The organism is Nonomuraea sp. NPDC049750 (assembly GCF_040659625.1).
GTDB lineage: Bacteria > Actinomycetota > Actinomycetes > Streptosporangiales > Streptosporangiaceae > Nonomuraea.
Window position 1 is genome coordinate 866,155 of the sequence record NZ_JBFANB010000001.1, and the last position, 25,676, is coordinate 891,830.

28 protein-coding genes, 1 tRNA gene, 1 other RNA gene and 1 pseudogene are annotated in these 25,676 nt (G+C 69.2%); 20 read left to right on the forward strand and 11 right to left on the reverse strand.

Going from position 1 to position 25,676, the window contains the following annotated elements; translation table 11 throughout:
• Window positions 1–44: 44 nt before the first annotated feature.
• Window positions 45–929, forward strand: a complete 885-nt coding sequence (locus AB0J16_RS04220; protein ID WP_358534473.1) for a helix-turn-helix domain-containing protein — start codon at window positions 45–47, stop codon at window positions 927–929.
• Here AB0J16_RS04220 and AB0J16_RS04225 read toward each other — a convergent pair.
• Window positions 904–1,362, reverse strand: a complete 459-nt coding sequence (locus AB0J16_RS04225) for an ArsI/CadI family heavy metal resistance metalloenzyme (RefSeq protein WP_358534475.1) — start codon at window positions 1,360–1,362, stop codon at window positions 904–906. The genes AB0J16_RS04220 and AB0J16_RS04225 overlap by 26 nt on opposite strands.
• Window positions 1,363–1,445: 83 nt before the next feature.
• Between AB0J16_RS04225 and AB0J16_RS04230 the strand changes: the two genes are divergently transcribed.
• The 3 genes and pseudogenes from AB0J16_RS04230 (at window position 1,446) to AB0J16_RS04240 (ending at window position 2,542) form a co-directional block, all read left to right on the forward strand.
• On the forward strand, window positions 1,446–1,829 hold the full coding sequence (locus AB0J16_RS04230; protein WP_358534477.1) for a metalloregulator ArsR/SmtB family transcription factor: 384 nt from the start codon (window positions 1,446–1,448) through the stop codon (window positions 1,827–1,829).
• Between the two features lie 15 nt (window positions 1,830–1,844).
• The gene (locus tag AB0J16_RS04235) at window positions 1,845–2,105 is read left to right on the forward strand and encodes an aquaporin (RefSeq protein WP_358534836.1); all 261 of its coding nucleotides are present in this window, start codon (window positions 1,845–1,847) and stop codon (window positions 2,103–2,105) included.
• Between the two features lie 69 nt (window positions 2,106–2,174).
• A pseudogene (locus AB0J16_RS04240) lies at window positions 2,175–2,542 on the forward strand (heat-shock protein HtpX).
• A gap of 235 nt (window positions 2,543–2,777) precedes the next feature.
• On the opposite strand, the gene infA reads toward AB0J16_RS04240, so the two are convergent.
• Together infA and AB0J16_RS04250 are read right to left on the reverse strand one after the other, a co-directional pair.
• Complete coding sequence (gene infA, locus AB0J16_RS04245; protein WP_358534479.1) at window positions 2,778–2,999, reverse strand: translation initiation factor IF-1; 222 nt, start codon at window positions 2,997–2,999, stop codon at window positions 2,778–2,780.
• A 137-nt stretch (window positions 3,000–3,136) separates the two neighbouring features.
• Window positions 3,137–3,934: a GNAT family N-acetyltransferase gene (locus AB0J16_RS04250; protein WP_358534481.1), complete on the reverse strand. Its 798-nt coding sequence runs from the start codon at window positions 3,932–3,934 to the stop codon at window positions 3,137–3,139.
• A gap of 747 nt (window positions 3,935–4,681) precedes the next feature.
• Here AB0J16_RS04250 and AB0J16_RS04255 point away from each other — a divergent pair.
• Together AB0J16_RS04255 and AB0J16_RS04260 are read left to right on the forward strand one after the other, a co-directional pair.
• On the forward strand, window positions 4,682–5,179 hold the full coding sequence (locus AB0J16_RS04255; RefSeq protein WP_358534483.1) for a SigE family RNA polymerase sigma factor: 498 nt from the start codon (window positions 4,682–4,684) through the stop codon (window positions 5,177–5,179).
• Window positions 5,180–5,580: 401 nt separating this feature from the next.
• Window positions 5,581–5,799, forward strand: coding sequence for a tyrosine-type recombinase/integrase (locus tag AB0J16_RS04260; RefSeq protein WP_358534838.1), 219 nt, complete (start codon window positions 5,581–5,583; stop codon window positions 5,797–5,799).
• A gap of 69 nt (window positions 5,800–5,868) precedes the next feature.
• Here AB0J16_RS04260 and AB0J16_RS04265 read toward each other — a convergent pair.
• A tRNA-Ser gene (locus AB0J16_RS04265) sits at window positions 5,869–5,953 on the reverse strand.
• Between the two features lie 105 nt (window positions 5,954–6,058).
• Between AB0J16_RS04265 and ffs the strand changes: the two genes are divergently transcribed.
• Window positions 6,059–6,154: signal recognition particle sRNA small type (gene ffs, locus AB0J16_RS04270), an RNA gene on the forward strand.
• 31 nt (window positions 6,155–6,185) lie between these two features.
• The gene (locus AB0J16_RS04275; protein ID WP_358534485.1) at window positions 6,186–8,783 is read left to right on the forward strand and encodes a DNA polymerase III subunit gamma and tau; all 2,598 of its coding nucleotides are present in this window, start codon (window positions 6,186–6,188) and stop codon (window positions 8,781–8,783) included.
• Window positions 8,784–8,887: 104 nt separating this feature from the next.
• Here AB0J16_RS04275 and AB0J16_RS04280 read toward each other — a convergent pair whose 3' ends face one another.
• Complete coding sequence (locus AB0J16_RS04280; protein WP_358534487.1) at window positions 8,888–10,189, reverse strand: helix-turn-helix domain-containing protein; 1,302 nt, start codon at window positions 10,187–10,189, stop codon at window positions 8,888–8,890.
• Between the two features lie 398 nt (window positions 10,190–10,587).
• Between AB0J16_RS04280 and AB0J16_RS04285 the strand changes: the two genes are divergently transcribed.
• From AB0J16_RS04285 to AB0J16_RS04305, 5 genes are all read left to right on the forward strand, one after another.
• Window positions 10,588–10,938: a YbaB/EbfC family nucleoid-associated protein gene (locus AB0J16_RS04285; protein ID WP_225302239.1), complete on the forward strand. Its 351-nt coding sequence runs from the start codon at window positions 10,588–10,590 to the stop codon at window positions 10,936–10,938.
• A gap of 3 nt (window positions 10,939–10,941) precedes the next feature.
• Entirely contained in the window at window positions 10,942–11,541 is a 600-nt protein-coding gene (gene recR, locus AB0J16_RS04290; protein WP_225302238.1) for a recombination mediator RecR, read from the forward strand.
• Entirely contained in the window at window positions 11,534–12,064 is a 531-nt protein-coding gene (locus AB0J16_RS04295; RefSeq protein ID WP_358534489.1) for a DUF5063 domain-containing protein, read from the forward strand. Before recR ends, AB0J16_RS04295 begins: the two co-directional genes overlap by 8 nt.
• A gap of 84 nt (window positions 12,065–12,148) precedes the next feature.
• A complete protein-coding gene (locus AB0J16_RS04300) occupies window positions 12,149–13,423 on the forward strand; it encodes an aspartate kinase (RefSeq protein WP_357937866.1) in 1,275 nt (424 codons plus the stop codon).
• Entirely contained in the window at window positions 13,420–14,478 is a 1,059-nt protein-coding gene (locus tag AB0J16_RS04305) for an aspartate-semialdehyde dehydrogenase (RefSeq protein ID WP_357937863.1), read from the forward strand. The genes AB0J16_RS04300 and AB0J16_RS04305 overlap by 4 nt, the downstream gene beginning before the upstream one ends.
• Before the next feature lie 159 nt (window positions 14,479–14,637).
• Here the strand turns inward: AB0J16_RS04305 and AB0J16_RS04310 are convergent, their stop codons facing one another.
• Entirely contained in the window at window positions 14,638–15,732 is a 1,095-nt protein-coding gene (locus AB0J16_RS04310) for a hypothetical protein (RefSeq protein WP_358534491.1), read from the reverse strand.
• Window positions 15,733–16,079: 347 nt separating this feature from the next.
• Between AB0J16_RS04310 and AB0J16_RS04315 the strand changes: the two genes are divergently transcribed.
• The 4 genes from AB0J16_RS04315 to AB0J16_RS04330 all read left to right on the forward strand — a co-directional run bounded on the left by AB0J16_RS04315 (window position 16,080) and on the right by AB0J16_RS04330 (window position 19,934).
• Entirely contained in the window at window positions 16,080–16,748 is a 669-nt protein-coding gene (locus AB0J16_RS04315; RefSeq protein WP_357937857.1) for a TetR family transcriptional regulator, read from the forward strand.
• A 181-nt stretch (window positions 16,749–16,929) separates the two neighbouring features.
• On the forward strand, window positions 16,930–17,886 hold the full coding sequence (locus AB0J16_RS04320) for an LLM class F420-dependent oxidoreductase (RefSeq protein WP_358534493.1): 957 nt from the start codon (window positions 16,930–16,932) through the stop codon (window positions 17,884–17,886).
• A gap of 99 nt (window positions 17,887–17,985) precedes the next feature.
• Entirely contained in the window at window positions 17,986–19,404 is a 1,419-nt protein-coding gene (locus AB0J16_RS04325) for an amidase (protein ID WP_358534495.1), read from the forward strand.
• A gap of 143 nt (window positions 19,405–19,547) precedes the next feature.
• Complete coding sequence (locus AB0J16_RS04330; protein ID WP_358534496.1) at window positions 19,548–19,934, forward strand: YkvA family protein; 387 nt, start codon at window positions 19,548–19,550, stop codon at window positions 19,932–19,934.
• Here the strand turns inward: AB0J16_RS04330 and AB0J16_RS04335 are convergent.
• From AB0J16_RS04335 to AB0J16_RS04345, 3 genes are all read right to left on the reverse strand, one after another.
• Window positions 19,931–21,127 (reverse strand): amidohydrolase family protein, encoded by a 1,197-nt coding sequence (locus AB0J16_RS04335; RefSeq protein ID WP_357937844.1) that lies wholly within the window; start codon window positions 21,125–21,127, stop codon window positions 19,931–19,933. The two genes, AB0J16_RS04330 and AB0J16_RS04335, sit on opposite strands and share 4 nt — an antisense overlap.
• Window positions 21,128–21,289: 162 nt before the next feature.
• On the reverse strand, window positions 21,290–22,039 hold the full coding sequence (locus tag AB0J16_RS04340; RefSeq protein ID WP_358534497.1) for a tyrosine-protein phosphatase: 750 nt from the start codon (window positions 22,037–22,039) through the stop codon (window positions 21,290–21,292).
• A 10-nt stretch (window positions 22,040–22,049) separates the two neighbouring features.
• Complete coding sequence (locus AB0J16_RS04345; RefSeq protein WP_358534498.1) at window positions 22,050–22,835, reverse strand: SURF1 family protein; 786 nt, start codon at window positions 22,833–22,835, stop codon at window positions 22,050–22,052.
• 164 nt (window positions 22,836–22,999) lie between these two features.
• Between AB0J16_RS04345 and AB0J16_RS04350 the strand changes: the two genes are divergently transcribed.
• Window positions 23,000–23,659, forward strand: a complete 660-nt coding sequence (locus tag AB0J16_RS04350; protein WP_358534499.1) for a VC0807 family protein — start codon at window positions 23,000–23,002, stop codon at window positions 23,657–23,659.
• Here AB0J16_RS04350 and AB0J16_RS04355 read toward each other — a convergent pair.
• The gene (locus AB0J16_RS04355) at window positions 23,656–24,123 is read right to left on the reverse strand and encodes a helix-turn-helix domain-containing protein (RefSeq protein ID WP_358534501.1); all 468 of its coding nucleotides are present in this window, start codon (window positions 24,121–24,123) and stop codon (window positions 23,656–23,658) included. The genes AB0J16_RS04350 and AB0J16_RS04355 overlap by 4 nt on opposite strands.
• A gap of 60 nt (window positions 24,124–24,183) precedes the next feature.
• Between AB0J16_RS04355 and AB0J16_RS04360 the strand changes: the two genes are divergently transcribed.
• Both AB0J16_RS04360 and AB0J16_RS04365 read left to right on the forward strand, forming a co-directional pair.
• Window positions 24,184–24,666, forward strand: coding sequence for a GNAT family N-acetyltransferase (locus AB0J16_RS04360; RefSeq protein WP_358534503.1), 483 nt, complete (start codon window positions 24,184–24,186; stop codon window positions 24,664–24,666).
• A gap of 26 nt (window positions 24,667–24,692) precedes the next feature.
• Window positions 24,693–25,283: a TetR/AcrR family transcriptional regulator gene (locus AB0J16_RS04365; protein WP_225302223.1), complete on the forward strand. Its 591-nt coding sequence runs from the start codon at window positions 24,693–24,695 to the stop codon at window positions 25,281–25,283.
• Here AB0J16_RS04365 and AB0J16_RS04370 read toward each other — a convergent pair.
• Entirely contained in the window at window positions 25,237–25,581 is a 345-nt protein-coding gene (locus tag AB0J16_RS04370) for a hypothetical protein (RefSeq protein WP_358534505.1), read from the reverse strand. The two genes, AB0J16_RS04365 and AB0J16_RS04370, sit on opposite strands and share 47 nt — an antisense overlap.
• Window positions 25,582–25,676: the final 95 nt, after the last annotated feature.

Below are 25,676 nucleotides of genomic sequence, written 5' to 3' on the forward strand. Positions count from 1 at the left end.
GATTGGACAAATGTTCCTCTCCCTGGCGTGCGTAGCATGGGACGGTGCGGACATTCGTCCACGGTGCGGCTGTGTGGGAGGTCGCATCCCCGCGGCGGCCCAGCCGGGTGGCCGGTGTCACCATGGCCGGGTTCCGGGTCCGTGACCTGGACGCGCTTCGGATGGTCCCGCACCCGGCCGTGACGCTGCTGCTGGACTTCGGCGCCGGTTCGCCCATCCTGAACGACGCCGCCGGGCGGCAGCAGCTGGGAAGCGTCGTCGCCGGGCCCGGGATCGGGTCCGGGGGCGCGGTCTGGGCGCGGGGGGAGAACGTCGAGTGCGTACAGGTGCGCCTGTCCCCGGTGATCGCCGGCGCGATCCTGGGCGCTTCCCCCGCCGAACTCGACGGCGTCGTGGTGGCCCTCGACGACCTGTGGGGCCGGGAGGCGTCACGGATCCGGGAGCGACTGGGCGATGTCTCGTCGTGGGAGGATCGCTTCGCGTTGATGGACGCGCTGCTGGCCCGCCGTTACGAGACGGGGTCGCCGCCGGTGGACCCGGAGGTGGCCTGGGCCTGGGACCGGATCGTCGGCGGCCGCGGCCTGGTCCGGGTCGACGGGCTGGCGGCCGAGGTCGGTTGGAGCCGTAAGCGCCTTTGGTCCCGGTTCCGCTCGCAGCTCGGCCTGCCGCCCAAGCGCGCCGTGAAGCTGGTCCGGTTCGACCATGCCGCCCATCGGCTGGTCGCGGGTGAGGGCGCGGCCCGAGTCGCGGCCGACGCCGGCTATACGGACCAGTCCCACCTGCATCGGGATGTTGTGGCGTTCACGGGAGTGACCCCCGCGACCGTGGCGGATGAGCCGTTTCTGGCGGTTGACGACATCGCCTGGCCCAGTCGCCCACAGACCACAGCGAGATCGATCGCGCTCAGCAGCAGTTCGCCGAGGCGGTGACCGGTTCGTCGCCCGATGTGGTGGCTGGGGAGCAGCAGGCTGATTCGGGTTCCTTGGTCAGGGTGTCGGCGTCGCCCTTGACCACGTACACCTCCCATGGCTCGGCCCCCGGGCCGTGCACCCACACCTTGTCCTGGAGGGCGTAGCAGCAGGAAGTGTCGTTCTCCTCGAAGGTGGCCAGTCCGGCGTCCTTGAGCCGCCGGGTGGCGGCGTCGACCTGGGCGGTGTCCTCGACCTCGACGCCGAGGTGGTCCATGCGGGTCGCCTCTCCCGCCTCGCCTTCGATCAGCACCAGCTTGAGCGGCGGCTCGGCGATGGCGAAGTTGGCGTAGCCGGGACGGAGCTTGGCCGGTTCGGTGCCGAACAGCTTGGAGTAGAAGGTGATCGAGCTCTCCAGGTCGGCGACGCGGAGGGCGAGCTGGACGCGAGACATGACGATCTCCGATCGTTGTTTCGACGGATGTCTAAGCAGTCTCGAGTTTGCGCTCCTGATTAGAGATCTGTCAAATTAGAGATATGTCGAAGCAGGAGCTGCCGGTGCTCGCCTCCGAGTGCTGCACACCACTGATCGCCGAGCCGATCACCGAAGACGAGGCCGCCGAGACGGCCCGCGTGTTCAAGGCGCTCGGCGATCCGATCCGGTTGCGGCTGCTGTCCCTGATCGGTGCCCGCGAAAGTGGGCGCCAGGTCGGCGGCGGAGTGTGCGTGTGCGAGCTGACGGAGGCCTTCACGGTCACCGCGCCGACGATCTCGCACCATCTCAAGGTGCTGCGCGAGGCCGGTCTGATCGACAGCGAGCGGCGCGGCACCTGGGTCTACTACTGGATCGTCCCGGCCACGCTCAAGCGTCTGACCGGCGTACTGGCCCTGCCCGAGACGCTTGTCGCGGACGCGCGGTGAACCTGGCGCCGGGCGCTGGCCGAGTTCGCCGGCACCGCCGCCCTGGTGGCGGTGGTGGTCGGCTCCGGCATCATGGCGGCTGATCTGTCGCGTGACGTCGGCGTGCGACTGCTGGCCAACAGTCTGGCCACGGCGGCGGGCCTGGCCGTGCTCATCGTGATCCTCGGACCCGTGTCCGGCGCGCACTTCAATCTGCTGCTGGTCCTGCTCTACCCGAACAGCCCGCGACCCGTCTCCGGTTCCACCCACCAGGCCGCCGCCGACCAGCTTCGATAGGAGAAACCCGTGCCTGACGTGCTGCCGCAGGTGTTGTTCGTGTGCGTGCACAACGCCGGCCGCTCCCAGATGGCCGCCGCCTTCCTGCCCCATCTGGCCGGCGACCGGGTACGCGTGCGTTCGGCCGGTTCCGCGCCCGCCGATGAGGTGAACCCGGCCGTGGTGGCGGCGATGGCAGAGGGGGGCATCGACATCTCCGCCGAGATCCCCAAGGTGCTCACGGTCGATGCCGTCCAGGCCGGCGACGTCGTGATCACTATGGGTTGCGGCGACGCCTGCCCGGTCTTCCCGGCAAACGGTACGAGGACTGGGTGCTGGACGACCCGGCTGGGCAAGGCGTCGAAGCCGTACGTCCGATACGGGACGCGATCGAGGCCCGCGTACGCGCGCTGATCGCTGACCTGACCTCCGCTCCCGCGGGCACGGCGACCAGGTGAGTGTCACCGCGAGATCAGACGGGACGACCCCACGCGCGCCCCTCTTCCAGCGTGGCTCTACCGGTTACCAGGTAGGTCGGAAGCGCCATATTTGACGGCGCGCAGGTCGGGTGCGGATTCCCGGTGGTGGATGCCCGTGAGAGGGGCGACCTGACGGGACAGGGAGGGTGTGCAGTGATCACGGCACACCCTCTTCCGATCTGGCGGAGGATGGGGGATTGACCGAGGCCCGCCGTTACCTGTAGCGGTAGAGGATTCGGCCGCGGGTGAGGTCGTAGGGGCTGAGCTCCACGAGCACCCGGTCATACGGCAAGATCTTGATGTAGTTCTTCCGTATCTTCCCGCTGATGTGCGCCAGCACCTTGTGGCCGTTCTCGAGCTCTACTTTGAAGGTGGCGTTGCGTAGGCACTCGACTACGGTGCCCTCCATTTCGATGCCGCCTGCTTTTCTTGCCATGATTTCTCCGGAGTGGCTGTGAGGTCGGTGCGGAAACGGATTCTGTTGCCGCGACCGTGATCGGGGCGCCTCGGCAGGCGCGGTTGTCGCGGACGGCGGCCGTGACCCGGCCGTCTCGCCCGGCGATGGGTGGGGCGTCAGCGGAGCACCAGCTCCAGGTTGCTGCTCGCACGCCGGGCGCCGACGCCCTCGAAGAGCGCCATGGCCGCCCCGTTGGATTCGTTCACCTCGGCCGATGCCGTTTCGATCCCGCGGCGGTGCAGCGAACCCAGCACATGGGCGAGCAGCGCCCGGGCGATGCCGCGGCGGTGCTGGTCGGACCGGACCGCGATCAGCCCGATCCGTGGCTGCCGGATGACCGGCGCCAGCCGGAGCAGCCCCACATATCCATCCGATTGCGCGGCCACCGCGTACTTCGACGGGTCCAGCACGGTAACGCCCTCCGGGAGGGGCAATACCTCAGCCGGCATCTCCTGCCATCCGACGGTGGCCTCGACCTCGTCGCGGATCACCCGGTCCAACGTGCGCAAAGGGCCCTCCTGCGCTTCGCCGACGGCCACTATCGTCACGTCCGACGGCGGTAGCGCTGAGCCGAGTCCCGTGACCTGCGGGTCGGTGGGTACGAGGTACTCCCACTCGCGGCGTCTGGTCGTGAAGCCGGCTCGTTCCCATTGGGACGTCAGGTCGAGGTCGGTTTCGTCGACCAGCGTGTACAGCGGCTTCGGCAGGTCCGCCAGCATGGCTTCGGCGAGTCGCTCGAAGACCGCGACGTGCCACGCGTCAATGCTGAGGAAGGTCCGTCCGTCGGGCCTGTGCGAGACGTCGCCGCGGCCGACCGTCAGGTCGTCCTCCACGGCGTGCCATTGCCTGTCCGCGACCCGCGTGATGACTACGGCATGCTCGTCCATGCCCGAAGTGAAATGCACAGGGTTCATAGGTTGTCACCTTTCGGGATTGCCTTGTCCAGGCGCTCCCGGCGACACCTACGTCAATCGCCCGACCGTGACGAGGAGGGGGAGCACCCACATCGATACAGCGTTCATGGGTCTCACCTCCTGGCGTGATGTCACGGTCTGCGGGACGCTATCAGGACGAATATCGTCCCGTCCAACCATTTCCCGCCGACGAACTCGGTGAGCCGTCAATGCGCTTCGCCTCGAAGGAAAAGATGTTGCACGCCCACCGGGCAGGCATAACCAGGTGCCCAGGTTTGGGATCGACAACTCGGCCCGGTTTCTTCCGCCGGGTCGTCACTTCACAGGCCTGACCTGACAGGTACCGGCGGCATGGCACGCCGGTAGCAGCACGTCACCGATGGCATCCGGAACGCGGTGGCCGCCCCCTTTGGGCCGGGGGAGGATGGGGGATTTGAACCCCCGAAAGGTTGCCCTTTACCCGCTTTCCAAGTCTGCGGATCTTTGTTCAGCGTCGGTCATGGTGGTCTCTATCTGGGCCCACGCCGGCCCGCTGACGTGGGTGAACTGAGACCCCAGATGAGACCCGCTGAAGACGGGACGGCTGTAGCACCAGGGGCCGCCCCCGGTAACGGCACTAGCCGACGATCCACCACAGCCGGTCACACGGCTCTGAGGCGAATCCCCGACGGGAATCAGATCGCTGTAAACCGTAGGGCGGCGCCCGGTAGTCATGCCCGTCGTGAACGACAACACGGAGATGGGCTGATGGACGACGCGTTCGCCGAGTACGCGGCGCAGCACCGACGCCTGTGCCGGATGGCTTTCCTGCCGTGCAGGGACTGGGGGGCGGCCGAGGACCTGGTGCAGACGGCGCTGGCCAGGGCCTGGCTCGCTTGGTGGCGGATCGAGGGCGACCCCGACCCCTACGTCTATCGGATCATCGTGAATACACAGGCGTCCTGGTGGCGCAGGCGCTGGCGGGGCGAGATCCCGACTGGGACGCTGCCCGATCGAGCCGACCGGCGAGATGTGGCGACCGACGTGAGCGACCAGGGCGTGATGTGGACCGCGATCGGCACTTTGTCGTCCCAGCAGCGCGCGGTGGTGGTCCTGCACTACTACGAGGGTCTGACGCTCGTCCGGGTGGCCGAGATAGTCGGCTGCTCCCTGGGCGCGGTGAAGAGCCAACTCAGCCGGGCGCTCGCCCGGCTGCGCGTCGACCCTGGCATTCGGAGCGAGCAACTGGAGGGGTTTCGGCGATGAGACACCCAGAAGCGGAGCTGACCCAGGTGCTCGCCGACCGCGCGTCGGGCGGGCATGGGTGGTGCTCCGGAGCAAGGAGCTCCATGGCATCTACGCTGGTTCGACCTACCGCTGCGGCCAGGGAAACCCCCTGCATGCGTCCGGGGCAGGGCCGCACGGTCCCCAGACCATGGAGGTGGCGGTGTTGCCGGCCGACGCCCCGATCAGGGAGCCCGGTGAGATCCGCCAGTCGCCCGACGGCGATGGGACAGGCCGCCTGCGAACCGTCACGGGGCCGGTCCCGCGTGGGCCTGGCGGGTTCTGCCCCACCTGCAGCGACCCGCTGTCGCTGAACGCCACGGCCGGCCCATTAGTCCATACCGGGCTATCACGAGTGGAAGGCGCTGCTGAAGGCCGCTGGTCTGCGGGACGGTCGGCTACACGATGCTCGCCACACCGCAGCCACCCTGTTGCTCATCCTCGGCGTGCCGGAACGGACGGTCATGGCCATCATGGGGTGGTCCGGCTCGGGTATGGCGGCGCGGTATCAGCACGTGACGGACGGCATCCGGCAGACGGTGGCCAGGCAGGTCGGGGGCCTCACCTGGGAGGCGGGAAGGAGCCCCGGAGAGGCCAACTGAGACCCGACACGACGAAGGGGCCGACTGGGTATGGTCGGCCCCTTCGTGTTTTTCTGTCTCAACCAGGCGCGGAGGATAGGGGATTTGAACCCCTGATAGGTTGCCCTATACACGCTTTCCAAGCGTGCGCCCTCGGCCACTAGGCGAATCCTCCGCCGAGTAGCTTACCGGACTCCCGCACGTGACAAGACCATGATTTCCGTCCGGCGAGACCACGATTTGGCTGCAGCGAGCACTGCCGGATGTGGCTAGACTGTCCAAGGACCCCTCGCGCGGCGTCATCCTGTGAACCTCCCCAGGGCCGGAAGGCAGCAAGGATAAGCGGGCTCTGGCGGGTGTGCGGGGGGTCTCTTCGTTGAGAGCCCCCTCGCAGGCGGGATGGTCGCATGAGCCTTGCGCTTTATCGCAGGTACCGACCTGGGACCTTCGCCGAGGTCAAGGGTCAGGAGCACGTCACAGATCCGCTCCGACAGGCGCTGCGCACGGGCCGTATCAACCACGCCTACCTCTTCAGCGGGCCGCGCGGCTGCGGCAAGACCTCCAGCGCCCGCATCCTGGCGCGTTCGCTCAACTGTGAGAAGGGCCCCACCCCCGACCCGTGCGGCGTCTGCGAGTCGTGTGTCGCGCTCGCCCCCACCGGTCCGGGTCACCTCGACGTCATCGAGATCGACGCCGCCTCACACGGTGGCGTGGACGACGCGCGTGACCTGCGCGAGCGGGCCTTCTTCGCGCCCGTCTCCGCGCGCTACAAGATCTACATCATCGACGAGGCGCACATGGTGACCCGCGAGGGTTTCAACGCGCTGCTCAAGCTCGTCGAGGAGCCTCCGCCGCACCTGAAGTTCATTTTCGCGACCACCGAGCCGGAAAAGGTCATCGGGACCATCAAGTCGCGGACCCACCACTATCCCTTCCGGCTGATGCCGCCGGCGACGCTGCGCGCGCTGCTCGAAGAGATTCTGGTCGCGGAGAACGTTCCGTTCGAGCCGACCGCCCTGCCGCTCGTCGTACGCGCTGGAGCCGGGTCCGCGCGTGACTCGCTGTCCATCCTCGACCAGTTGCTCGCCGGGGCCGAGGACGACGGCATCACCTACGCCAAGGCCGTCTCGCTGCTCGGCTACACCGATGGTGACCTGCTCGACGAGGTCGTCCAGGCGTTCGCCTCCCGTGACGGGGCGCAGGTCTTCCACACCGTCAACCGGGTCATCGAGGGCGGCCACGATCCGCGCCGGTTCGCCTCCGACCTGCTCGAACGCTTCCGCGACCTGGTGATCCTGGCGAACGTCCCCGAGGCCGCCAGCAGCGGCCTGCTCGATCGTCCGGCCGACGAGCTGGAGCGCCTCGTCCAGCAGGCCGGCTCCATGGGGCCGGCCGAGCTCACGCGGGCCGCCGAGATCTTCAACGCCGGCCTCACCGAGATGCGCGGCGCGACCTCGCCGCGGCTTCTGCTTGAGTTGATGTGCGCTCGCGTTCTGCTGCCCGGCGCGTCGCAGGGTGAGGACGCCCTGCTCGCCCGCCTCGAACGCCTCGAACGCGGCGGCGCCGTCGCCCAGATGGCCGCCCGGGCAGCATCTACTGCTGGTGGTGCCGCGCCTGGCGGTGGTGCTGTGCAGGCCAGTGGTCCGGCGCATGCAGGTGGTGCTACTTACGCGAGTGGTCCCGCGCAGGGTGGTGGGCCCGCGCATGCGGGTGGTGCCTCGTACGCGGGTGGTGTTCCGCAGGCTGGGGACGGCGCTCATGTTGATGGGGGCGCGCAGGCCGACCGTCCGGCGGTAGGTGGTGTGTCTGCGGGCCCAGGTTCCCAGGTGGGCAATGCCGACGACTGGCCGGAGCCGGCTCGCCCCGGTCGGCCCGCACAGTCAACTGCCGGATCCCAGGTAGCGTCGGCGCCCGGCGCCAGTGCCCAGGGGCCGTCGTCGCACGCGGCCCCGCCTCAGGGCCCGTCGGCCCAAGGCCAGGCGTCCCACGGGCAAGCGCCTCATGGGCAGGCGTCCCAGGGGCAGGGGGCGGCGTCCCACCAGGGTGCGGCTCCAGTTGGTGGTGGTGCTGGGGCGGTCCAGCAGCAGTGGCCCGCCGTGTTGGCCGCGCTCAAGCGGCGCAGCATCGTCGTCTGGGCCAATGTGAGCACCAATGCCCAGGTGGTGGGCATCGAGGGCAATCTGCTCACGCTCGGCTTCGGTCAGGTCGGCGCGATGAAGAACTTCACAGGTGGCGGCAAGGATGCCGTGGTGGCCGGCGCGCTGGGCGATGTGTTCGGCGGCACCTGGCGGGTTGAGGCGGTCGTGGGCAACTCCCCGGTCCCCCAGGGCTCTGGGGGACCGCGGCCGGGGCCTCAGTCCGGTCCGCACACGGGTCCGCAGCCGGGCTCCCACACAGGACCGCACCAAGGCTCGCACGCGGGTTCGCAAGCGGATCCGTCGCAGTCGGGCGTTTCCCGGTACGACCAGCCGGGGTCTGCGACAGCCCCGCAGAGCGGTGCTCAGTCAGGGCACGGCCGTGCTCATTCGCCTGGCTCGTCGGACGACGGCTCCGGTTCTCAGGAGGCGGGCCAACCACCCGGACCAGCCGACCACGCCTCCCAGAACGGTGGCCGCGCGACGACGGACGAGTCCTGGCCGGACGCACCTGACGATCCGAGTCCCGGCTCTCCACCCACTCCGGACCCCACCGACTCGACTACCGGTGTCCGGCCCCAGGGCGCGGGACAAGCCGCGAGCGTGGGCGCGGGCAATGGCTCGCCCGGGACGGGACTGGCCGCCGCGAGGTCGGCCGCGAAGGCAGCCGCCCAGGCGGGTCCCAGGGCCCCCGCCTCCAGGCAGCAGGCAAGCTCCGCCGCCTGGCCCGAGGCCGTCCCCAACCGCCGGAAGGGCCCGGAGGCCGACGAGGTCGACCCGCTGAACGACGCCGACGCGGACGTGGACGCGCGCTCCGGCATGGCCCTCCTCCAGAGCGAGCTCGGCGCCCAGGTGATCGGCGAACTCTGAGACCTCGCCTCGGGTATGCGGTGAACCGGAGGTCTCAGGCGCGTAGGCGAACTCGGGCGGCGGCGGTTTCAGGCGGGGTCGGGCGGGGTCGGGCGGCGGCGGTTTCAGGCGCGTAGGCGGGCTTGGGCGGCGGCGGCGCGGTGGTCAGTCGCGGGGAGGGTGGTCGCGAGGCGCTGCAGGATCTCGAAGTCCTCCCGTCCGCCGGAGGTCTGCGCGTACGCCCACAAATCATCAGGTGAGCCGCGCAGCAGCAGGCACGTACGTACCTGGACCTCGAATTCGTCCCGTTCGCGGCGGATCTCAGGCGACTCCGAGCGCGGCAGCAGGGGGCCGGCGTAGACGCGGGCCAGTGAGGCGGGGTCCGAGCTCGCCAGCAGGCCCCGGAGTTCCAGGAAGTCGGCCTCTATAGGTGAGGTCAGACGGTACGGCCGGGCGCCGATCGTGTCGCCGAGCTCGGCGCGGAGGCGGTGGATCTCGACCCGGATCGTCACCGGATTGCCGTCGTCGCCGTACAGATGGAAAGAGAGCTGTTCGGCGTTGAGGCCGCCGGGGTGCAGGGCCAGGAGGGCGAGGATCTCGGCGTGCCGGAGGGAGAGTGGCAGGCGGTGCTCGCCCACCAGGGCGGTCGGCGAGCCTTCGCCGAGGAAGCCGTGCAGGCGGAGGCGGGTGGGGACGGGCGCTGGGGCGGACGCAGGGGGTGCGGCGCGCAGGAGGTAGCCCTCGGAGAAGGGTTCGAGGAGGACGAAACGGCCGTCCCGGAGGATCATGCGCTCGCCGGGGGCGGGCAGCGGGAGCCGTTCGCCGAGCGTGCCCAGCGGGTCTCCGGAGAGTACACGTCCGGTCGGGGAGAGCAGGATGCCCGAGTGGCCGCCCAGTGCCTCGTAGCGGCGGCGCAGGCGTTCGTCGCGTTCGTGCATGCGCAGGGCGAGCTGGGTCTCGGCGAGCTTGGCCGTGGCGCAGACCAGCGCGACCGTGGCCGGGTGCGGGGAGCGCGCGGTGCCGCTGATGTCGACGCAGCCGAGCACCCGGTCGGTGTCGGGGTCGATGATCGGGGCGGCGCTGCGTGACCGTACGTGCAGGATGCGCCTAAGGGGTCTGTCGGTGCAGGACTCGGTTCGGTCGGGTTCGGTGGCGACGCGCAGGACGCCAGGGTTGCCGTCACGCAGGACGCCAGGGTTGCCGTCGCGCCACAGAACCCTGCCGTCGGCGTCCGTCACGACCATCATGTGGGCGGATTCGTCGGCTATGTGGGCGAGTGACTGGGCGAGTAAGGGGAGCAGCGGCTGCAACGGGTGCACTTCGCGGAGGTCGTGGGCGTTCCCGATCTCGTGCGCGTTCTCCCGGTCGACGCTCATGACGTCGAGGCTCGTGTCCTGCGGGTCGATGCGCAGCTCTGTGGTGACCATCCCGTAGGGTCCCTCCGACGCCGCCTCCTCCATAACCGCCGCCGCGCGCGCCCCGCGAGAGTGCGCTTCCGGATGAGTGTGACACATGGGCCACTCCAAGTAGTCAACCCCTTACGGTGAGCATCCGCTTCGCGCTTGTCGGCCGCAACCGGTTCGGGGGGATTGCAAGGGGTGATTGAACGATCGCAACGCGTGTGCAACGTTGCCGCGGCTAGCGTGCGGCAACGCGTCGGCGTGGTGCGGCCGCTCCGGCCGACGTGTTGGCCGGGTCTCGGACACTGGAGGGGGGCCGGGATCCGGCCAAGGCGAAACGTTGGGGATGCCGCAGTACATGACGACGCCCAAACACCGTAGGCTCGTGGCAGTCAAGAACGCGGAGCCACGAGGAGCGCACGACGGTGAACCCAGGGGATGTCAACCTGCAGCAGCTGCTGGAGCAGGCACAGCTCATGCAGCAGCAGCTTGTGAGCGCCCAGCAGGAGCTCAACGACGCGCAGATCGAGGGCTCGGCCGGCGGCGGCATGGTCACAGCCGTGGTCAACGGCTCGGGAGAGCTGCTCGAGCTGAAGATCAACCCGAGCGTCATAGACGCCGACGACCCTCAGGACACGGCCGACACGATCGCCGACCTGGTGATCGCCGCCGTACGCGACGCCGTTCGCGCGGCGGCCGACCTGCAGCAGGAGAAACTGGGCCCGCTGGCCCAGGGACTCGGCGGCGGCGGTCTCGGACAGTTGCCAGGGTTCTAGGCCATGTACGAAGGGGTCGTCCAGAACCTGATCGACGAGCTCGGCATGCTGCCCGGCGTCGGTCCCAAGAGCGCGCAACGGATCGCGTTCCACCTGCTGGCGGCCGACCCGGCCGACGTGAAGCGGCTGGCCCACGCCCTGCTGGAGGTCAAGGAGAAGGTCAGGTTCTGCCGGGTCTGCGGCAACGTGGCCGCCGAGGAGGAGTGCCGCATCTGCCGCGACCAGCGGCGCGACACTCATGTGATCTGCGTGGTCGAGGAGTCCAAGGACGTCGTCGCGATCGAGAAGACGCGCGAGTTCCGCGGGACCTATCACGTGCTCGGCGGCGCGATCAGCCCGATCGACGGCGTCGGCCCTGACGATCTGCGTATCCGGGAGCTCATGACGCGCCTGGCCGACGGCCGGGTCACGGAGCTCATCCTCGCCACGGACCCCAATCTCGAGGGGGAGGCGACGGCTACCTACCTTGCCCGTCTGGTCAAGCCGATGGGTCTGAAAGTGACACGACTGGCCAGCGGTCTGCCTGTGGGCGGTGACCTCGAGTACGCCGACGAGGTGACCTTGGGCCGCGCGTTCGAAGGACGGAGGCTGCTGGATGTCTGACCAGTGGAGCGCGCTGGCGGAGGAGATCGCCGCTCACGCGCAGAACTATGTGGACGGCCTGACCAGGGTCGCCGGCGGCGAGGGCGGCGACGCCATCTGGTCGCTACTGCTGGTCGAAGTGGCGCAGGTAAGTCTCGCGGGCGCCAAGCTCGGCGCCAACGAGGATGTGATCCTCTCGGGCAACTACGAGCCGCCGCTGAGTGAGGATCCCGACATCGACGGCGTACGCACCGCGATGTCGGAGTTGCTGGAGGCGGTCGACGACTACGCCGAGGTGTTCGACCCGTACAAGGACACGGGTGTCACCCCATACCGGCTCTCCGACGACCTGACGGCGGTCGCCGCCGACCTCATCCACGGGCTGCGGCATTTTCAGGCCGGGCGGCCGCACGAGGCGCTGTGGTGGTGGCAATACTCCTATTTCAATACGTGGGGCAACCACGCGGGCGCGGCCATGAGGGCACTTCAGGCACTCGCCGCCCATTCGCGGCTCGACGTGGCGGAGGAAGCCACGACGGTGTGATCATCCACATAGTGGTATGAACCATCAGGTCCATGAGAGGCCCCCAGTAGACTGGCAGCTCACAGTCCGAACCGGGAGACTCTCGTGGCGCTCGTTGTGCAAAAGTACGGTGGTTCGTCCGTCGCCGACGCGTCCTGCATCAAGCGGGTCGCGCAGCGGATCGTAGCGACGAAAAAAGCCGGCAACGACGTGGTCGTGATCGTCTCCGCGATGGGTGACACGACGGACGAGCTGCTCGACCTGGCCGAGCAGGTGTCGCCGCTGCCTCCGGGCCGCGAGCTCGACATGCTGCTGACCTCCGGCGAGCGCATCTCGATGGCCCTGTTGGCGATGGCGATCGCCAACCTGGGGCACGAGGCCCGTTCGTTCACCGGCTCGCAGGCGGGTGTGATCACCGACTCCACGCACGGCAAGGCGCGCATCATCGACGTGACGCCGAGCCGCATCCGTGAGGCGCTCGACCGGGGCCACATCGCGATCGTGGCCGGGTTCCAGGGCGTCTCGCAGGACACCAAGGACATCACCACGTTGGGCCGCGGCGGCTCCGACACGACCGCCGTGGCGCTGGCCGCCGCGCTGAGCGCGGATGTCTGCGAGATCTACACCGACGTCGACGGCATCTTCACTGCAGACCCCCGCATCGTGGGCGCGGCACAGCAGATCCCCAAGATCTCCTATGACGAGATGATGGAGATGGCTGCCTGCGGTGCGAAGATCCTGCACCTGCGCTGCGTCGAGTACGCTCGGCGCTTCCATGTGCCGATCCACGTACGCAGTTCGTTCAGCACCAAAGAAGGCACCTGGGTCGTTTCTGATCCTTACAGCGAAGGAACCGAGATGGAGCAGCCGATCATCTCCGGCGTCGCGCACGACCGGAGCGAGGCCAAGATCACCGTTGTCGGGGTTCCCGACAAGGTCGGCGAGGCTGCCGCGATCTTCAAAACTCTGGCGGACGCCGGGATCAACATTGACATGATCGTGCAGAACGTCTCGGCCGCGGCCACGGGCCGCACCGACATCTCCTTCACGCTGCCCACGACCGACAGCTCGACGGCTCTGACGGCGTTGAAGAAGATCCAGGGTGACATCGCCTACGAGTCGCTGCTCTTCGACGACCAGATCGGGAAGGTGTCGCTGATCGGGGCGGGCATGCGCTCGCATCCGGGCGTCACGGCGACGTTCTTCGCGGCTCTCGCCGACGCGGGGGTCAACATCGAGATGATCTCCACCTCGGAGATCCGCATCTCGGTGATCGTCGGGCAGGACGGTGTGGACACGGCCGTGGCGGCCGCGCACCGGGCCTTCGATCTCGACGCGGACCAGGTCTCAGCAGTGGTGTACGGAGGTTCAGGACGATGAGCAGGCCCAATCTGGCGTTGATCGGCGCGACCGGGGCCGTGGGCACCGTCATGCGCGACCTGGTCTCCACCCGCGCCGACATCTGGGGCGAGGTACGCCTCGTCGCCTCAGCGCGTTCGGCCGGCAAGCTGCTCCGGGTGCGCGGCGAGGACGTCGTCGTGCAGGCCCTGGCGCCCGAGGTGTTCGACGGCATCGACATCGCCATCTTCGACGTACCCGACGAGGTGTCGGCCGTGTGGGTGCCGATCGCAGCCGAGCGTGGCGCCATCGCGATCGACAAGTCGGGCACGTTCCGCATGGAGCCCGACGTCCCGCTGGTCGTGCCGGAGGTCAACCCGCTCGACGCCCGGCTGCGGCCGCGCAACATCATCTCGACCCCCAACTGCACCACGCTGTCGATGATGGCGGCCATGGGCGCGCTGCACGCCGAATACGTGCTCAAGGAGCTCGTCGTCGCCTCCTACCAGGCCGTTTCCGGCGCGGGCGTGGCCGGTTCCGCGCGGCTGTACGACGAGGTCGAGGCGCTGGCCGGTGACCGGTCGATCGGCCAGGTGGCGGGCGACGTACGCAAGGTGCTGGGCAACAAGCTGCCCGAGGAGTCGCCGTTCCCGGCGCCGATCGCGTTCAACGTGGTGCCGTGGGCGGGCTCGTACAAGGAGGGTGGCTGGGCCTCCGAGGAGCTCAAGCTGCGCAACGAGTCGCGCAAGATCCTCGGCATCCCCGACCTGAAGGTCTCCGCGACCTGTGTCCGGGTGCCGGTGATCACCACGCATTCGCTGGCGGTGCACGCGCGGTTCGAGCGCGACATCACGGTGGCGGACGCGCACCGGGTGCTGGAGGCGGCGCCGACGGTGGTGCTGATGGACGACCCGGCCAACGGGGTCTACCCGACGCCGATCGACGTCGTGGGCACCGACCCGACCTATGTCGGGCGGATCCGGCAGGCGGTGGACTTCCCCAACACGCTGGATCTGTTCGTGTGTGGTGACAACCTGCGCAAGGGTGCGGCGCTCAACGCCGCTGAGATCGCCGAGCTGGTGGCGAGCGAGCTGTAGTCGCTCGTCCGCGAGTTGTAGTCGCCCCTCGTGAGGTTTGGTCGCTTCTCCGGGGCTCCCGGTAGGCGGCGCGTCGTGCGGGTTCGCACGGCGCGCCGCCGTCTGGGCCGCTGGCCCTGTCATCTGGGCGTATCACGAAGCCGTGTCACCAGGGCCGTGTCACCGGAACAAGATGTCCCAGTGGTCCACCTCGTCGGCGAAGACCGTGCCCGAGGGTGCTCGGTAGAGGGCGGCCCCGTCGCCCCGGATGCCGGACTTATCGTGATTTTTGGTGATGTATCGATCGATACATGGGTTATGGGTGATGTCCAGCTTGTAGCCGTTTCCGTGGCTGTACGGGCCCGGAGCGTGGCCTGCTTCGGTGCCGCCGGTGACCAGGACGGGGCAGCCGCTCTGGCGCTTGATGCCGATCACCCGCGAGATGGTCGAGGTGCGGACGTCCTCCAGAGATGTGCAGCGGTACACCTGCTTGCTCGTGCAGTGTCCCGACGAATGCGTACGCAGGCCCTCATCACGCAGCCAGTCGGCGGCCAGCGCGTGGGACATGTGTACGGTCGCGTACCTGGGCTTGACGCGGGCCAGGTCCACGTCGGCCTTCTGCGACTTGCCGGCTTTCTGGAGTTTGGCGGCGTTCCGTATGGTGGCGTCGCCCGGCTTCCGCGGGGTGGCGGCGCCGGGTTTTCGCATGGTGTCGGCCTGGAGCTTCCGCATGGTCACGGCGGCCGGGTGAGGCGCGGACGACAGGGGGCGCGCCGCGGTAGTGGACACCTCGGCCGGTGAGGCCGACGAGTCGGGTCGCAGAGCGACTGGTGCGGCATCCTGTGACATCGTCGGCGGGTTGGCCACGTCGCGGTCGCGTACGGCCCTCTCTGGGCCGTTTACGGGCGTCTCTGGCCCGCTCGCGTCCCTCTCCGGGTCCCGCACGAGCACATCCCGGTTCCGCACAAGCGCATCCCTGTCCAGTACGACCGCGTCCGGACGACGTATGACCGCGTCCGGGCGACGTACCATCGCGTCCGGCCGACGTACGACCGCCGCCACCGTCTCCAGGCCGCCGGTCGCCGTTCCCGGGTCCCGCAGGAGCGCGGCCGGGCCGTTCTCGTTCGCGAGCGGGCCGAAGGTGATCGGTTCTGGGACCGACGACTCCGGCACGCCCGCGAGCGTGTCAGGGTCGCGCCCGATCGACTTCTGGCCGTGGGCGGAGGGGCCCCCGCGGTTCGGGGCGGGGTCCCGGCCGAAGTCGGCCGGATCCACCGAAGGGTGCCAGCGGCGCGCCTCGATCGTCCCCCCGATGTGGTAGGACCGAGTGATCGGTGATGGTGTCTGCCGCGGCGCCCTGCCGGGTGCTTGGGAAGCGGCGGAAGCGGCCGACGCCAGCGCGATTATGGAGATCTCAATGTTGAGGAATACGACCGCTACCAGCCGTACTGTTCCACGTATCCACATGTCGATGCCTTTTCGCGGAATAGCCCTTCCGCCAGAAACATCAATCCCATCCTTCGCAGGAGCTAACCCCTATCTCACCGGGATTTTTGCCCTGTGGTGGCGATCACCGTGATCCTTCCTGACCTAACGCACGACTACCACGTAAAGTGACGAACGTGTCCGAAGCCCGAAACCGAGGACCGGAGAGCACCCGGGAAGTCATTGTCGAGACGGCTTTGCGGCTGTTCCGGGAACGCGGCTTCGATGCGACGACGATGCGGGCCATCGCGGCCGAGGCCGGTGTATCCGTCGGTAACGCCTACTACTACTTCGAAAGCAAGGAGGCGTTGATCCAGGCGTACTACGACCGCGCCCAGGCCGAGCACGAGGCGGCCTGCCGTGAGCTGCTGGCCACGGAGTCGTCGTTCGCCGCCCGGCTGAGCGGGGTGCTGCGCGAGTGGGTACGGGTCTCGGAGCCCTATCACGAGTTCGCGGTGAAGTTCTTCAAGCATGCCGCCGAGCCCACGAACCCGCTGAGCCCGTTCAGCGCCCAGTCCTCGCCGGCCCGTGAGGCGTCGATCGACATCTACCGGCAGGTGGTCGAGGGGGCGCGCGACCGGATGAACTCCGAGCTGCGCGAAGAGCTGCCGGAGCTGCTGTGGCTGCTGTCGATGGGCATGGTGCTGTTCTGGGTGCACGACACCTCGCCCGGCTGTGACCGTACGCATCGCCTGATCGACGTGACGGTCCCGCTGGTGGACCGGCTCGTCGGCCTGTCGCACCTGCCGGGGCTGCGGGGGATCACGAAGGACTTCATCGCGGCGGTCCACGAGCTGCGCGCCTGACCCGACAAAAGCCCGCCAAAACGTCCGGCAAGACGACGCCCGCCAAAACGTCCGGCAAGGCGGCTGAGTGCGCGGCGGGTCAGTGTGCTCAGGGCGGCGACTACATACCGGTCGGTTGGTATGGTCGGCCTACCTGACATTGACGCCTGATCCCCCCGCGAGGGGCAAGCTGGAGGCCGCGATGACTCAGAACTGGGGCATGACGATCCCGTTCACCGACCGTTCACTGGCGGACTCACAGGAGCTGATCGCGGAGCTGCCCGCCCTCGGCTACACCGACGCGTGGTCGGCCGAGGTCAACGGCGTCGACGGGTTCGTGCCGCTGGCCATGGCCGCGCAGTGGGCGCCGGGGATCCGGCTCGGCAGCGCGATCGTGCCGGTGTTCACGCGCGGCCCGGCGCTGCTCGCGATGCAGGCCGCCACGCTGGCCGACCTGGCGCCCGGCCGGTTCCTGCTCGGCATCGGCTCCTCCTCCCCGGCGATCGTGGAGCGCTGGAACGCGGTCGAGTTCGCCAAGCCGTACGCGCGGACCCGCGACACCCTGCGCTTTCTCAAGGAGGCGCTGACGGGGGAGAAGGTGTCGCAGCGGTACGAGACGTTCGAGATCAAGGGATTCAAGCTGGACCGGGCGCCGAAGATCCCGCCGAAGGTCGTGCTGGCGGCGTTGCGGCCCCGGATGCTGCGCCTGGCCGCTGAGGAGGCGGACGGCGCGATCACCAACTGGCTCTCGCCCGAGGACGTACGGAAGGTGCGCGCCGAGATCGGTGACACCGAGCTCATCGCCCGCCTGTTCGTCTGCGTGAGCGAGGACACCGACAAGGTACGCGCGCTGGCCCGCTGGATGCTGGCCGCCTACCTCACCGTGCCGGCCTACGCCGCCTTCCACGACTGGCTCGGCCGGGGCGAGGTGCTGCGGCCCATGCACGAGGCGTGGGCGGCCGGCGACCGCCAGGCCGCGCTCAAGGCGATCCCGGACGAGGTGGTCGACTCGCTGGTCGTGCACGGCGACGCCGCGACCTGCCGGGCCAGGATCCAGGAGTACATCGACAACGGCCTCGACACCCCCGTCCTCGCGCCCATCGCGGGTGGCGAGGTGACCATCACGCAGGCCGTCCGCGACCTGGCCCCCACGGCCTGACTGGGAGGAAGCGATGGCCGACGTGCTGAGATGTGACGCGACCGACCCGGCCGGGAGGATGCGACGGCGTGACGCGATCGACCAGTCCGGGAGGATGCGATGGACGACGTGCTGAGGTCTGACGCGATCGAGCAGGCCACGGCCGTCCGCGATGGGCGGGTGTCGCCGCGCGAGCTGGTCGAGGCGGCGATCACCGCGATCGAGGCGCACGACGGCGAGCTGAACGCGGTGATCCACCGCCGGTTCGAGCGGGCGCTGGCCGAGCTCGACGCCATCCCCGCCGACGCCCCCTTCCGCGGTGTGCCGATCCTGCTGAAGGACCTGGGCTGGCCGCAGGCGGGCGAGCCGTACAGCGCGGGTTCGCGGACGCTCGACGGCGTCGTGGTCAAGGAGGACGGATACGGTACGGCCCGGCTGCGGGCCGCGGGGTTCGTCGTGCTGGGCCGTACCAACACTCCCGAGTTCGGCAGCACGATCACCACCGAGCCCGTGGCGTACGGACCCACGCGCAACCCCTACGACCCGGCCTACTCCGCGGGCGGGTCGAGCGGCGGCTCGGCGGCGGCGGTCGCGGCCGGGATGGTGGCGCTGGCCACGGCCAGTGACGGCGGCGGCTCGATCCGCATCCCGGCGGCCCTGTGCGGGCTGGTGGGGCTCAAACCGACCCGTGGGCGCTCCAGCGCGGGCCCGTCGGCCGGCGAGGGGTGGAGCGGCTTCTCGTGCCCGGGATTCGTCAGCAGGAGCGTGCGCGACACCGCCGCGGCGCTCGACCTCGTGTCCGGCTACGTACAGGGCGACCCCTACGACGCCCCGCACCTGCCGCGGCCGCTCGCCGAGGAGGTCGGCGCGGACCCTGGACGGCTGCGCGTCGGCTTCGTCGCCACGCACCCGAGAGACGACGTGCCGGCGGTCGCCGAGCTGACCGAGGCGGTCGAGGGGGCCGCCGCCCTGCTGGCGGCGCTCGGCCACGACGTGGCCCCCGGCTGCCCCGACGCGCTCGGCGACCCGGACTTCCCCGCCCACTTCGGCGCCATCGTGGCGAACAACCTGGCCGCGGAGATCGAGAACGTCGGCGTCTGGCGCGGCAAGCCGGTCGAGCTGGAGGAACTGGAGCCGCGCAACGCCGCCATGGTCGGCGCCGGGCGCGGGCACGGCGCCGCCGCCCACATCCTGGCCACCCAGTGGATCGACGGGTTCCGCAGGCGGATGGCCGGGTGGTGGGCGTCGGGGTACGACCTGCTGCTGATGCCGTCGCTCGGCGTCGCGCCGTTCCCGCTCGGGTGGATCCCGCCGGACGACCTGAGCACCGCGTTCGGCAGGACCGCGCACGCGGTGTCCTACACCGCGCCGGTCAACGCGACAGGCCAGCCCTCGATCTCGCTGCCGCTGCACCGGAACGCGGCGGGCCTGCCCGTGGGCGTCCAGCTGGTGGCCGCGGCCGGGCGGGAGGACCTGCTGGTCAGGATCGCGGCACAGATCGAGGCCGCCCGGCCGTTCGAGCACGCCGCCCTGCGCTGATCGCCGAGAAGACCGAGGAGGCCGAGGAGGCCGAGAAGACCGAGGAGGCCGAGAAGGCCGAGGAGGCCGAACGCCGGGAGTTCGGGAACTCGGTTCCGGCCGTGACGCGTTATGTCGTGAGAGGCCCGGGTATGAGGAGCGACATGATGGCGAAGGCAGGACGGGCTGCGGCGGCCTGGCGTACATACCGCGAAGTGAGCAAGCCCGGCACGCCGGGCTTGATGGCCAGGTTACGAGCGATCCCGCGCATGATCGGCGCCGTGATGCGCGGTGAGTACGACGGCATGGGCAAGAGCAAGCTGGCGCTGATGGGGTTCGGCGTGATCTACATGATCTCGCCGATCGACCTGGTGCCGGACTTCCTCGTGCTCATCGGTGTCGTGGACGACTTCGGGGTCTTCCTCTGGCTGATCGCCTCGCTGCTCGGCGAGAGCGGTCGCTACGTGGACTGGGAGCGCACGGTCATCCAGGGAAGCGTCCAGGGCAAGCTCGACGACGGGCTTGGCCCAAAGCGACCGCGCCGCCGCTAGAACTCCTCCATCCGCAGCCAGGCTCGTGACGGCAGCGGGTGGCCGAACAACCGGGCGGCGTTGCCGTAGGCGACCCTGGCGATGTCGGCGGGCGGAAGCGTGCCGAGGTTCTGGGCCACCGCCTGCTGGGTGTCGGGCCAGGTCGAGTCGGAGTGCGGGTAGCCGCTCTCCTGAAGCACGTGGTCGAGGCCGACCGCCAGGCGCACCCCCGACAGGGAGTGGTCGTCGAGGGTGCCGAAGTAGAAGTTGCGGCGCAGCACCTCGCTGGGCTTGAGGCCGCCGTCCCACTGCGCCTCGCCCGCGACGGGGTGGTCCAGCGCGTAGTCGGCCCGCGCGGCCAGCATCGGCAGCCAGCCCACGCCGCCCTCCACGATGAGGATGCGCAGGTTGGGGTAGCGCAGCGGGAGCCCCGACCAGAGCCAGTCGGCGCAGGCGAACATCGCGCTGGTCGGCATGAGCGTGGTGATCGCCTCGATGGGCGTGTCGGGTGAGGGTACCGGCGACCAGCTGGAGCCACCGGTGTGCAGGCAGACGACGGTGCCGGTCTCCTCGCAGGCGGCGAAGAACGGGTCCCAGTGGCCGCTGTGGATCGACGGCAGCCGCAGCCGGGTCGGGAACTCGGGGAAGACCACGGCCTTGAAGCCGCGCGCCGCGTTGGCCCTGATCTCCTTGGCGGCGAGGTCGGGATCGGGCAGCCAGGGCAGTTGCAGGCCGATGATGCGCTCGGGGTAGGTGCCCGCCCAGACGTCGATGTGCCAGTCGTTCCACGCCTTGACCAGGGCGAGGCCGAGCTCCTGGTCGCGGGTCCTGGCGAACGGCATGCCCGACTGGCCGGCCAGCATGCCGGGGAAGCAGAGCGCCGCCCAGATGCCGGCCAGGTCCATGTCCTCGATGCGGGCCTCGATGTCGTGGCAGCCGGGGCGCATGTGCTCGAACCTGACCGGGTCGAGCGTCCATTGCTCGCGGGGCAGACCGGCGCCCACGTCGAGCCCGGCACACGGGTATGTGGCGCCGCCGTAGCGCCAGACTTGGTGACCGCCCTCCGTCTCCACGACCTTTGGCGCGACCTCGGCGTATTTCTCCGCGAGCCGGCCTTCGAAAAGGTCTGGCGGCTCGATCAGGTGATCGTCGGCGGAGATGATCACATAGTCGCGCCGCCTCGGATCCGGATCGGGGAGCAGCGGCGTAGTCACGCAGGTAACCGTACGACGGCCGCATAACGTCGAACAAGCTGCGACGTCTCCGTTGGGTATCCACTATGCCCGAGGACCCGGGATCGCCGGGAGGGGGATGTGGCGACCCCGGGCCATGAGGTCCGCTTTGCGAGGTTGCTGCTCTGCGAACCCCGGTGCCGCCTACCCACCGGAGATCGAATCAGTCCGGGACAGAAGACTATTCTGCAGCTCCTCGATGATCCCCGCGTCGACCTGCAAGACGTCCGTACAGTACTTCGCGACCGAGCCGTGCCGGGCGGTCAGATCGGTGAGGAACAACCGCATCGCCTCGGCCGGGGCCACCCCGAAACCGGGCCATCGGGTGGCGTTCGGATGCCGGCGCTGCCAGCTCGCGATGAAGCGCTCGGTGGCCAGGCCCGTTAACGCGTAATCGTCGATGATGTCCTCGTCCGCCACGCCGACGAGGCTCAGGATGAGCGCGGTGAGCAGCCCGGTGCGGTCCTTGCCCGCCGCGCAGTGCACGACCACGGGCGCGCTGCCGGACTGGGAGATCGTCTCGATGGCCGACCGGAGATTGTCGATCCCGTCCTCGGTCACCTCGAGGTAGCGGTCGGCGAGGTATCTCCCGACGCCCAGCCGGTCGTCGTAGGTGTTGACGTCCCAGCGGCGGCCCTCGATGGGCAGGTTGCGGTAGTCGAGCCCGTCGGATTCGGGCACCCGCCCGGTCCGCTCCACCTCGAAGGGATGGCGCAGGTCGATGACGGTCCGCACCTTGAGGGCCTGGAACGTGATGAGATCGTCTCCCGCCAGCCAGCCGAGTGAGTCGGCACGATAGAGCCGTTGCCACCGGACGGTTTGCCCGTCCTTTGCGGCATATCCACCTACGTCACGAAAGTTGTAGATACTTGCGAACTCTATGTGGCGGATCACCCTATCCAGCTTAATTGCTGGGCGCCCCGACTTCCTGGGCCGGCGCGTTCTCCGCGGCCTTCCTGTCGGCCACCTCGCGCCGGATGAGCAAGATCCAGCCGCCGATGGCCACGCCGATGAACAGCCACCACTGCACGCCGTAGGCGAGGTTGAGGCCGCCCCCGGCGCCCACGTCGGGCGCGGGCACCGGCGCGGGCGCGGCGGTCGCCGCCGGCTGCTGCTTCGTGAGCTCCACGTAACCGCCCATGAGCTGGTACGGCAGCGCCTTGCCGATCTTCCCGGTGTCGATGAGCAACACCTGACCGGGTGGTAGACCGGCGCGCTCCTTTACTCCGGCCGTCGCCTCGGTCTCGCTGAGACGTAGCCTCCCGGTGACAGTTACCTGACCCGTCGGTGGCGGCGGCACCTCAGGAGGCGCGTCGGCGCTCGCCCCGGCCTTCACCCATCCGCGGTTGACGAGCACGGCCTGACCCGGACCGGTGACCAGCGGGGTCAGCACGTAGAAGCCCAGCTGTCCCTCCTGTGGCCGCCTGCGCACCACCAGCGCGTGGGTGGTGTCGTAGCTCCCCGAGGCCGTGACCGTCCTGAACCGGTCGGCCTCCCGCGCCCCCTTGCCCACCAGGCTCTCCACGGGCACGGGACCGGCCGCCAGGTTCGCGGTGACCTGCGTGCTGTTGGCCGACCGCTCCTCGAAGCGCCCGAACTGCCACCGGCCCAGGAACACGAAGGCCGGGATCACCAGCAGCACCACGATGTGGAGCGAGATCCAGCGGGGCGTGAGAAGGAACCGGTACACCCCTCAAGGGTAGGCACCGGGGCCGGTGCTCCTTCACCTGGCTCGGTCTGCCGGAGCGTGACCTAATCGCAATCTGGTCGAAACACTTACCGAACGGCGCTTCATCGCGTACGGTCGGGATTCGTCCGATCAGCTCCCCCTCCAGAGAGCGCCTCCAAAGCCATATGACCGTGCTTGCCGCGCCGTCCGAGGCGCCCGCGTTCGAGCTGCCCCGGTTCGGCCGTCTGGTGCGCCACGCCGTGCCCCGTGTGTTCGAGGGCATGATCCTGCCCGTCGCCGTCTTCTACGTCGGGATGATCCTCTCCGGGATCACCGGCGGGATCGTGGTGGCCGTGGCCTGGGTGTACGGGGGTGTGGTCTGGCGGCTGGCCAGGCGCAGGGCGGTGCCGGGGGCGGTGCTGCTGGCCGCGGGCACGGTCACCGTCAGGGCGGTGCTGGCGTTGCTGTCCGGCAGCGCGGTGATCTTCTTCCTGCAGCCGACCCTGGGCGTCTTCTGCGCGAGCGCCGGGTTCCTGGCGACCGCCCGGCTGCGCCGGCCGCTGGCGCAGCGGGTGGCGGAGGACCTGGTGCCGCTGCCGGAGCACGTGATCGAGCGGCCGGTGATGCGGCGCTTCTTCGCCAGGCAGTCGCTGGTGTGGGGATGCGCGCAGTTCGGCAACGCCTCGCTCAGCCTCTGGCTGCTGCTCAGCCAGACGATCCAGACGTACCTCATCGTGCGCACCGCGGCCGTCGCGGTGCTGCTGTCGGGGGCGGCGCTGCTGACGCTGATCGACTTTCGCTGGTGCCTGCGCGCCCTCCAGCGCGACACTTCCGCTGGGATTTAGGCGGACTTCAGCTCGGCGCCTGAGCCGGGGAGCGCGGTCACCTCGCGGGGGCCCGCGACCTCGTGACCCTCGGCGCAGCGGAAGTGCTGCTCGATGGGCGCCCCGCAGTCGCGGTGGGTCAGCAGCACGGGTGGCCCCTCGTCGTCGGCCAGGTATTTGTCGCCCCAGTGCATGAGCGCCACGAGCAGGGGATAGAGGTCGCGCCCTTTGTCGGTCAGGCGGTATTCGTCACGCTGGCGCTGGCCGGGCTCGCGATAGGGCTCCTTGCGCAGCAGGCCCTCGTCGACCAGCCGCGCCAGTCGCGCGCTGAGCACCTGCCGGGGCGCGCCGGTGATCGCCTGCATGTCGGCGAACCGCCGGACGCCGCGGAACGCCTCGCGCAGCACCAGGAAGGTCCACTTCTCCCCAACGATGTCCAAGGTGCGCTCGATGGAGCAGTTGTTCACCTGGAATGCCACGTTCATGCGCCATATCATACCTGAGTTCAATTGACAGACCCAGGAGAATCAAGAGAAGCTGAGTTCATGCTCGGAACTCAGATCCGGCCCGCCCGGCCCGACGACGCCGAACGGCTCCGGCGCTTCCTCGCCCGGCTGTCCCTGCACACGCAGACCCTGCGCTTCTTCACCGGCATCGGCACCCCAGCCGCCGGTCTGGTGCGCGTGCTCATGGCGTTGGACGATCACCGGGACGCCCTGGTGGCGATCCTGGACGGCGAGATCATCGGCCACGCCATGAGCTACCGGGGCGGCGCGGCCGACGTCGAGATCGCCGTCGTGGTCGCCGACGAGTGGCAGGGCAAAGGGCTCGGGCCGTACTTGATCGACGTGCTGTTGTTCAGGGCTGCGGTGCGGGGCGCGAAGACGGTCGGCATGGACGTGCTGGGGGAGAACAGGCGAGTGCTCCGGATGATCCGCAGGCTCTGGCCGGACGCTCAGATGAAGGTGACTTCCGGATCGGTCGAGGTGACCGCTAGGATCCAACGGGCGGAGGTATTTGCGGAATAAGGTTCTGTTGCTCCACCATTGACAGTGTGAAGAGTGCCAAGAACGGACGCGACGGACGCACCCGCATCATTGACGGTGCCCTGCGCCGATTCAGCCAGGACGGGGTGTCGGCCACCACGCTGGCCAGCCTCCGCGAGGAGAGCGGCGTAAGCGTCGGCAGCTTCTACCACCACTTCGCCAGCAAGGAACACGTCTTCGGCGTCCTCTACGCGGAGATCCTCACCGCCTATCAGGCGGCCTTCCTCGCCGAGCTGGTCAGCCACGAGGAGGCCCGCGACGGCATCGAGGCCGTCGTGGCGCTGCACATGCGGTGGGCCGGCGAGCACCCGGAGCGCGCGAGGCTCCTGGTCAGCGAGCGCCCGCCGCGCAAGAACGAGCCGGGCGGCGCCGAGGTGGCGGAGGCCAGGCGCGCCTTCTTTCGCCAGGTGTCCGACTGGTGGCGGCCGCACATGAAGAACGGCCGGCTCCAGGTCGTACACCCGACCATGTGCTACGTGCTGTGGCTCGGACCGGCGCAGGAGATGTGCCGGCTGTGGTTCGCCGGCGCCCACACGCCGACGGAGGAGGAGATCAAAGGGCTCGGTGAGGCCGCCTGGCAGAGCCTGCGGCAGCGCTAGAGAGCGGCCTGATCCGCGATGGCACCCGCCAGCAGGCCGTGTCGAGCGAGATGTCCAGCCGCAGATCGCCACGCTGCCTGCGCAACCCCGGCACGCGCACCCGCGCGTGCACGTCGAACCGGCCCCGGCAGGGGTAGCCGAATCCCAGCTCTCCGGGCAGCACCCGCAGGTCGTCGCGGTTGCCGCAGCTGGGGCAGGTCCATGAGACCAGGTCCAGCCCGCGGTTGTAGTCGGAGCAGGCGCGGAAGTAGTCGTCGGGCCAGAAACGGGACTCGCAGGCCAGGCAAGGGATCTGCATTGATCCGCTCCTCTTCTAACACCGAGCGTGGGTCTTCATAGAGATATCGTGGCCCACTTGCAAAACGCTTGGACGTTTCGGTAACAGTATGATTA

Excerpts from the sequence above, each read along its gene's own strand:
- AB0J16_RS04355 (WP_358534501.1), bottom strand. The coding sequence starts at position 24,123 with ATGAACGTGGCATTCCAGGTGAACAACTGCTCCATCGAGCGCACCTTG.
- AB0J16_RS04370 (WP_358534505.1), bottom strand. The coding sequence starts at position 25,581 with ATGCAGATCCCTTGCCTGGCCTGCGAGTCCCGTTTCTGGCCCGACGAC.
- AB0J16_RS04275 (WP_358534485.1), top strand. The coding sequence starts at position 6,186 with ATGAGCCTTGCGCTTTATCGCAGGTACCGACCTGGGACCTTCGCCGAG.
- AB0J16_RS04325 (WP_358534495.1), top strand. The coding sequence starts at position 17,986 with ATGGACGACGTGCTGAGGTCTGACGCGATCGAGCAGGCCACGGCCGTC.
- AB0J16_RS04280 (WP_358534487.1), bottom strand. The coding sequence starts at position 10,189 with ATGGTCACCACAGAGCTGCGCATCGACCCGCAGGACACGAGCCTCGAC.
- AB0J16_RS04225 (WP_358534475.1), bottom strand. The coding sequence starts at position 1,362 with ATGTCTCGCGTCCAGCTCGCCCTCCGCGTCGCCGACCTGGAGAGCTCG.
- AB0J16_RS04255 (WP_358534483.1), top strand. The coding sequence starts at position 4,682 with ATGGACGACGCGTTCGCCGAGTACGCGGCGCAGCACCGACGCCTGTGC.
- AB0J16_RS04360 (WP_358534503.1), top strand. The coding sequence starts at position 24,184 with ATGCTCGGAACTCAGATCCGGCCCGCCCGGCCCGACGACGCCGAACGG.
- AB0J16_RS04305 (WP_357937863.1), top strand. The coding sequence starts at position 13,420 with ATGAGCAGGCCCAATCTGGCGTTGATCGGCGCGACCGGGGCCGTGGGC.
- AB0J16_RS04330 (WP_358534496.1), top strand. The coding sequence starts at position 19,548 with ATGATGGCGAAGGCAGGACGGGCTGCGGCGGCCTGGCGTACATACCGC.
- AB0J16_RS04250 (WP_358534481.1), bottom strand. The coding sequence starts at position 3,934 with ATGAACCCTGTGCATTTCACTTCGGGCATGGACGAGCATGCCGTAGTC.
- AB0J16_RS04295 (WP_358534489.1), top strand. The coding sequence starts at position 11,534 with ATGTCTGACCAGTGGAGCGCGCTGGCGGAGGAGATCGCCGCTCACGCG.
- AB0J16_RS04320 (WP_358534493.1), top strand. The coding sequence starts at position 16,930 with ATGACTCAGAACTGGGGCATGACGATCCCGTTCACCGACCGTTCACTG.
- recR (WP_225302238.1), top strand. The coding sequence starts at position 10,942 with ATGTACGAAGGGGTCGTCCAGAACCTGATCGACGAGCTCGGCATGCTG.
- infA (WP_358534479.1), bottom strand. The coding sequence starts at position 2,999 with ATGGCAAGAAAAGCAGGCGGCATCGAAATGGAGGGCACCGTAGTCGAG.
- AB0J16_RS04350 (WP_358534499.1), top strand. The coding sequence starts at position 23,000 with ATGACCGTGCTTGCCGCGCCGTCCGAGGCGCCCGCGTTCGAGCTGCCC.
- AB0J16_RS04230 (WP_358534477.1), top strand. The coding sequence starts at position 1,446 with ATGTCGAAGCAGGAGCTGCCGGTGCTCGCCTCCGAGTGCTGCACACCA.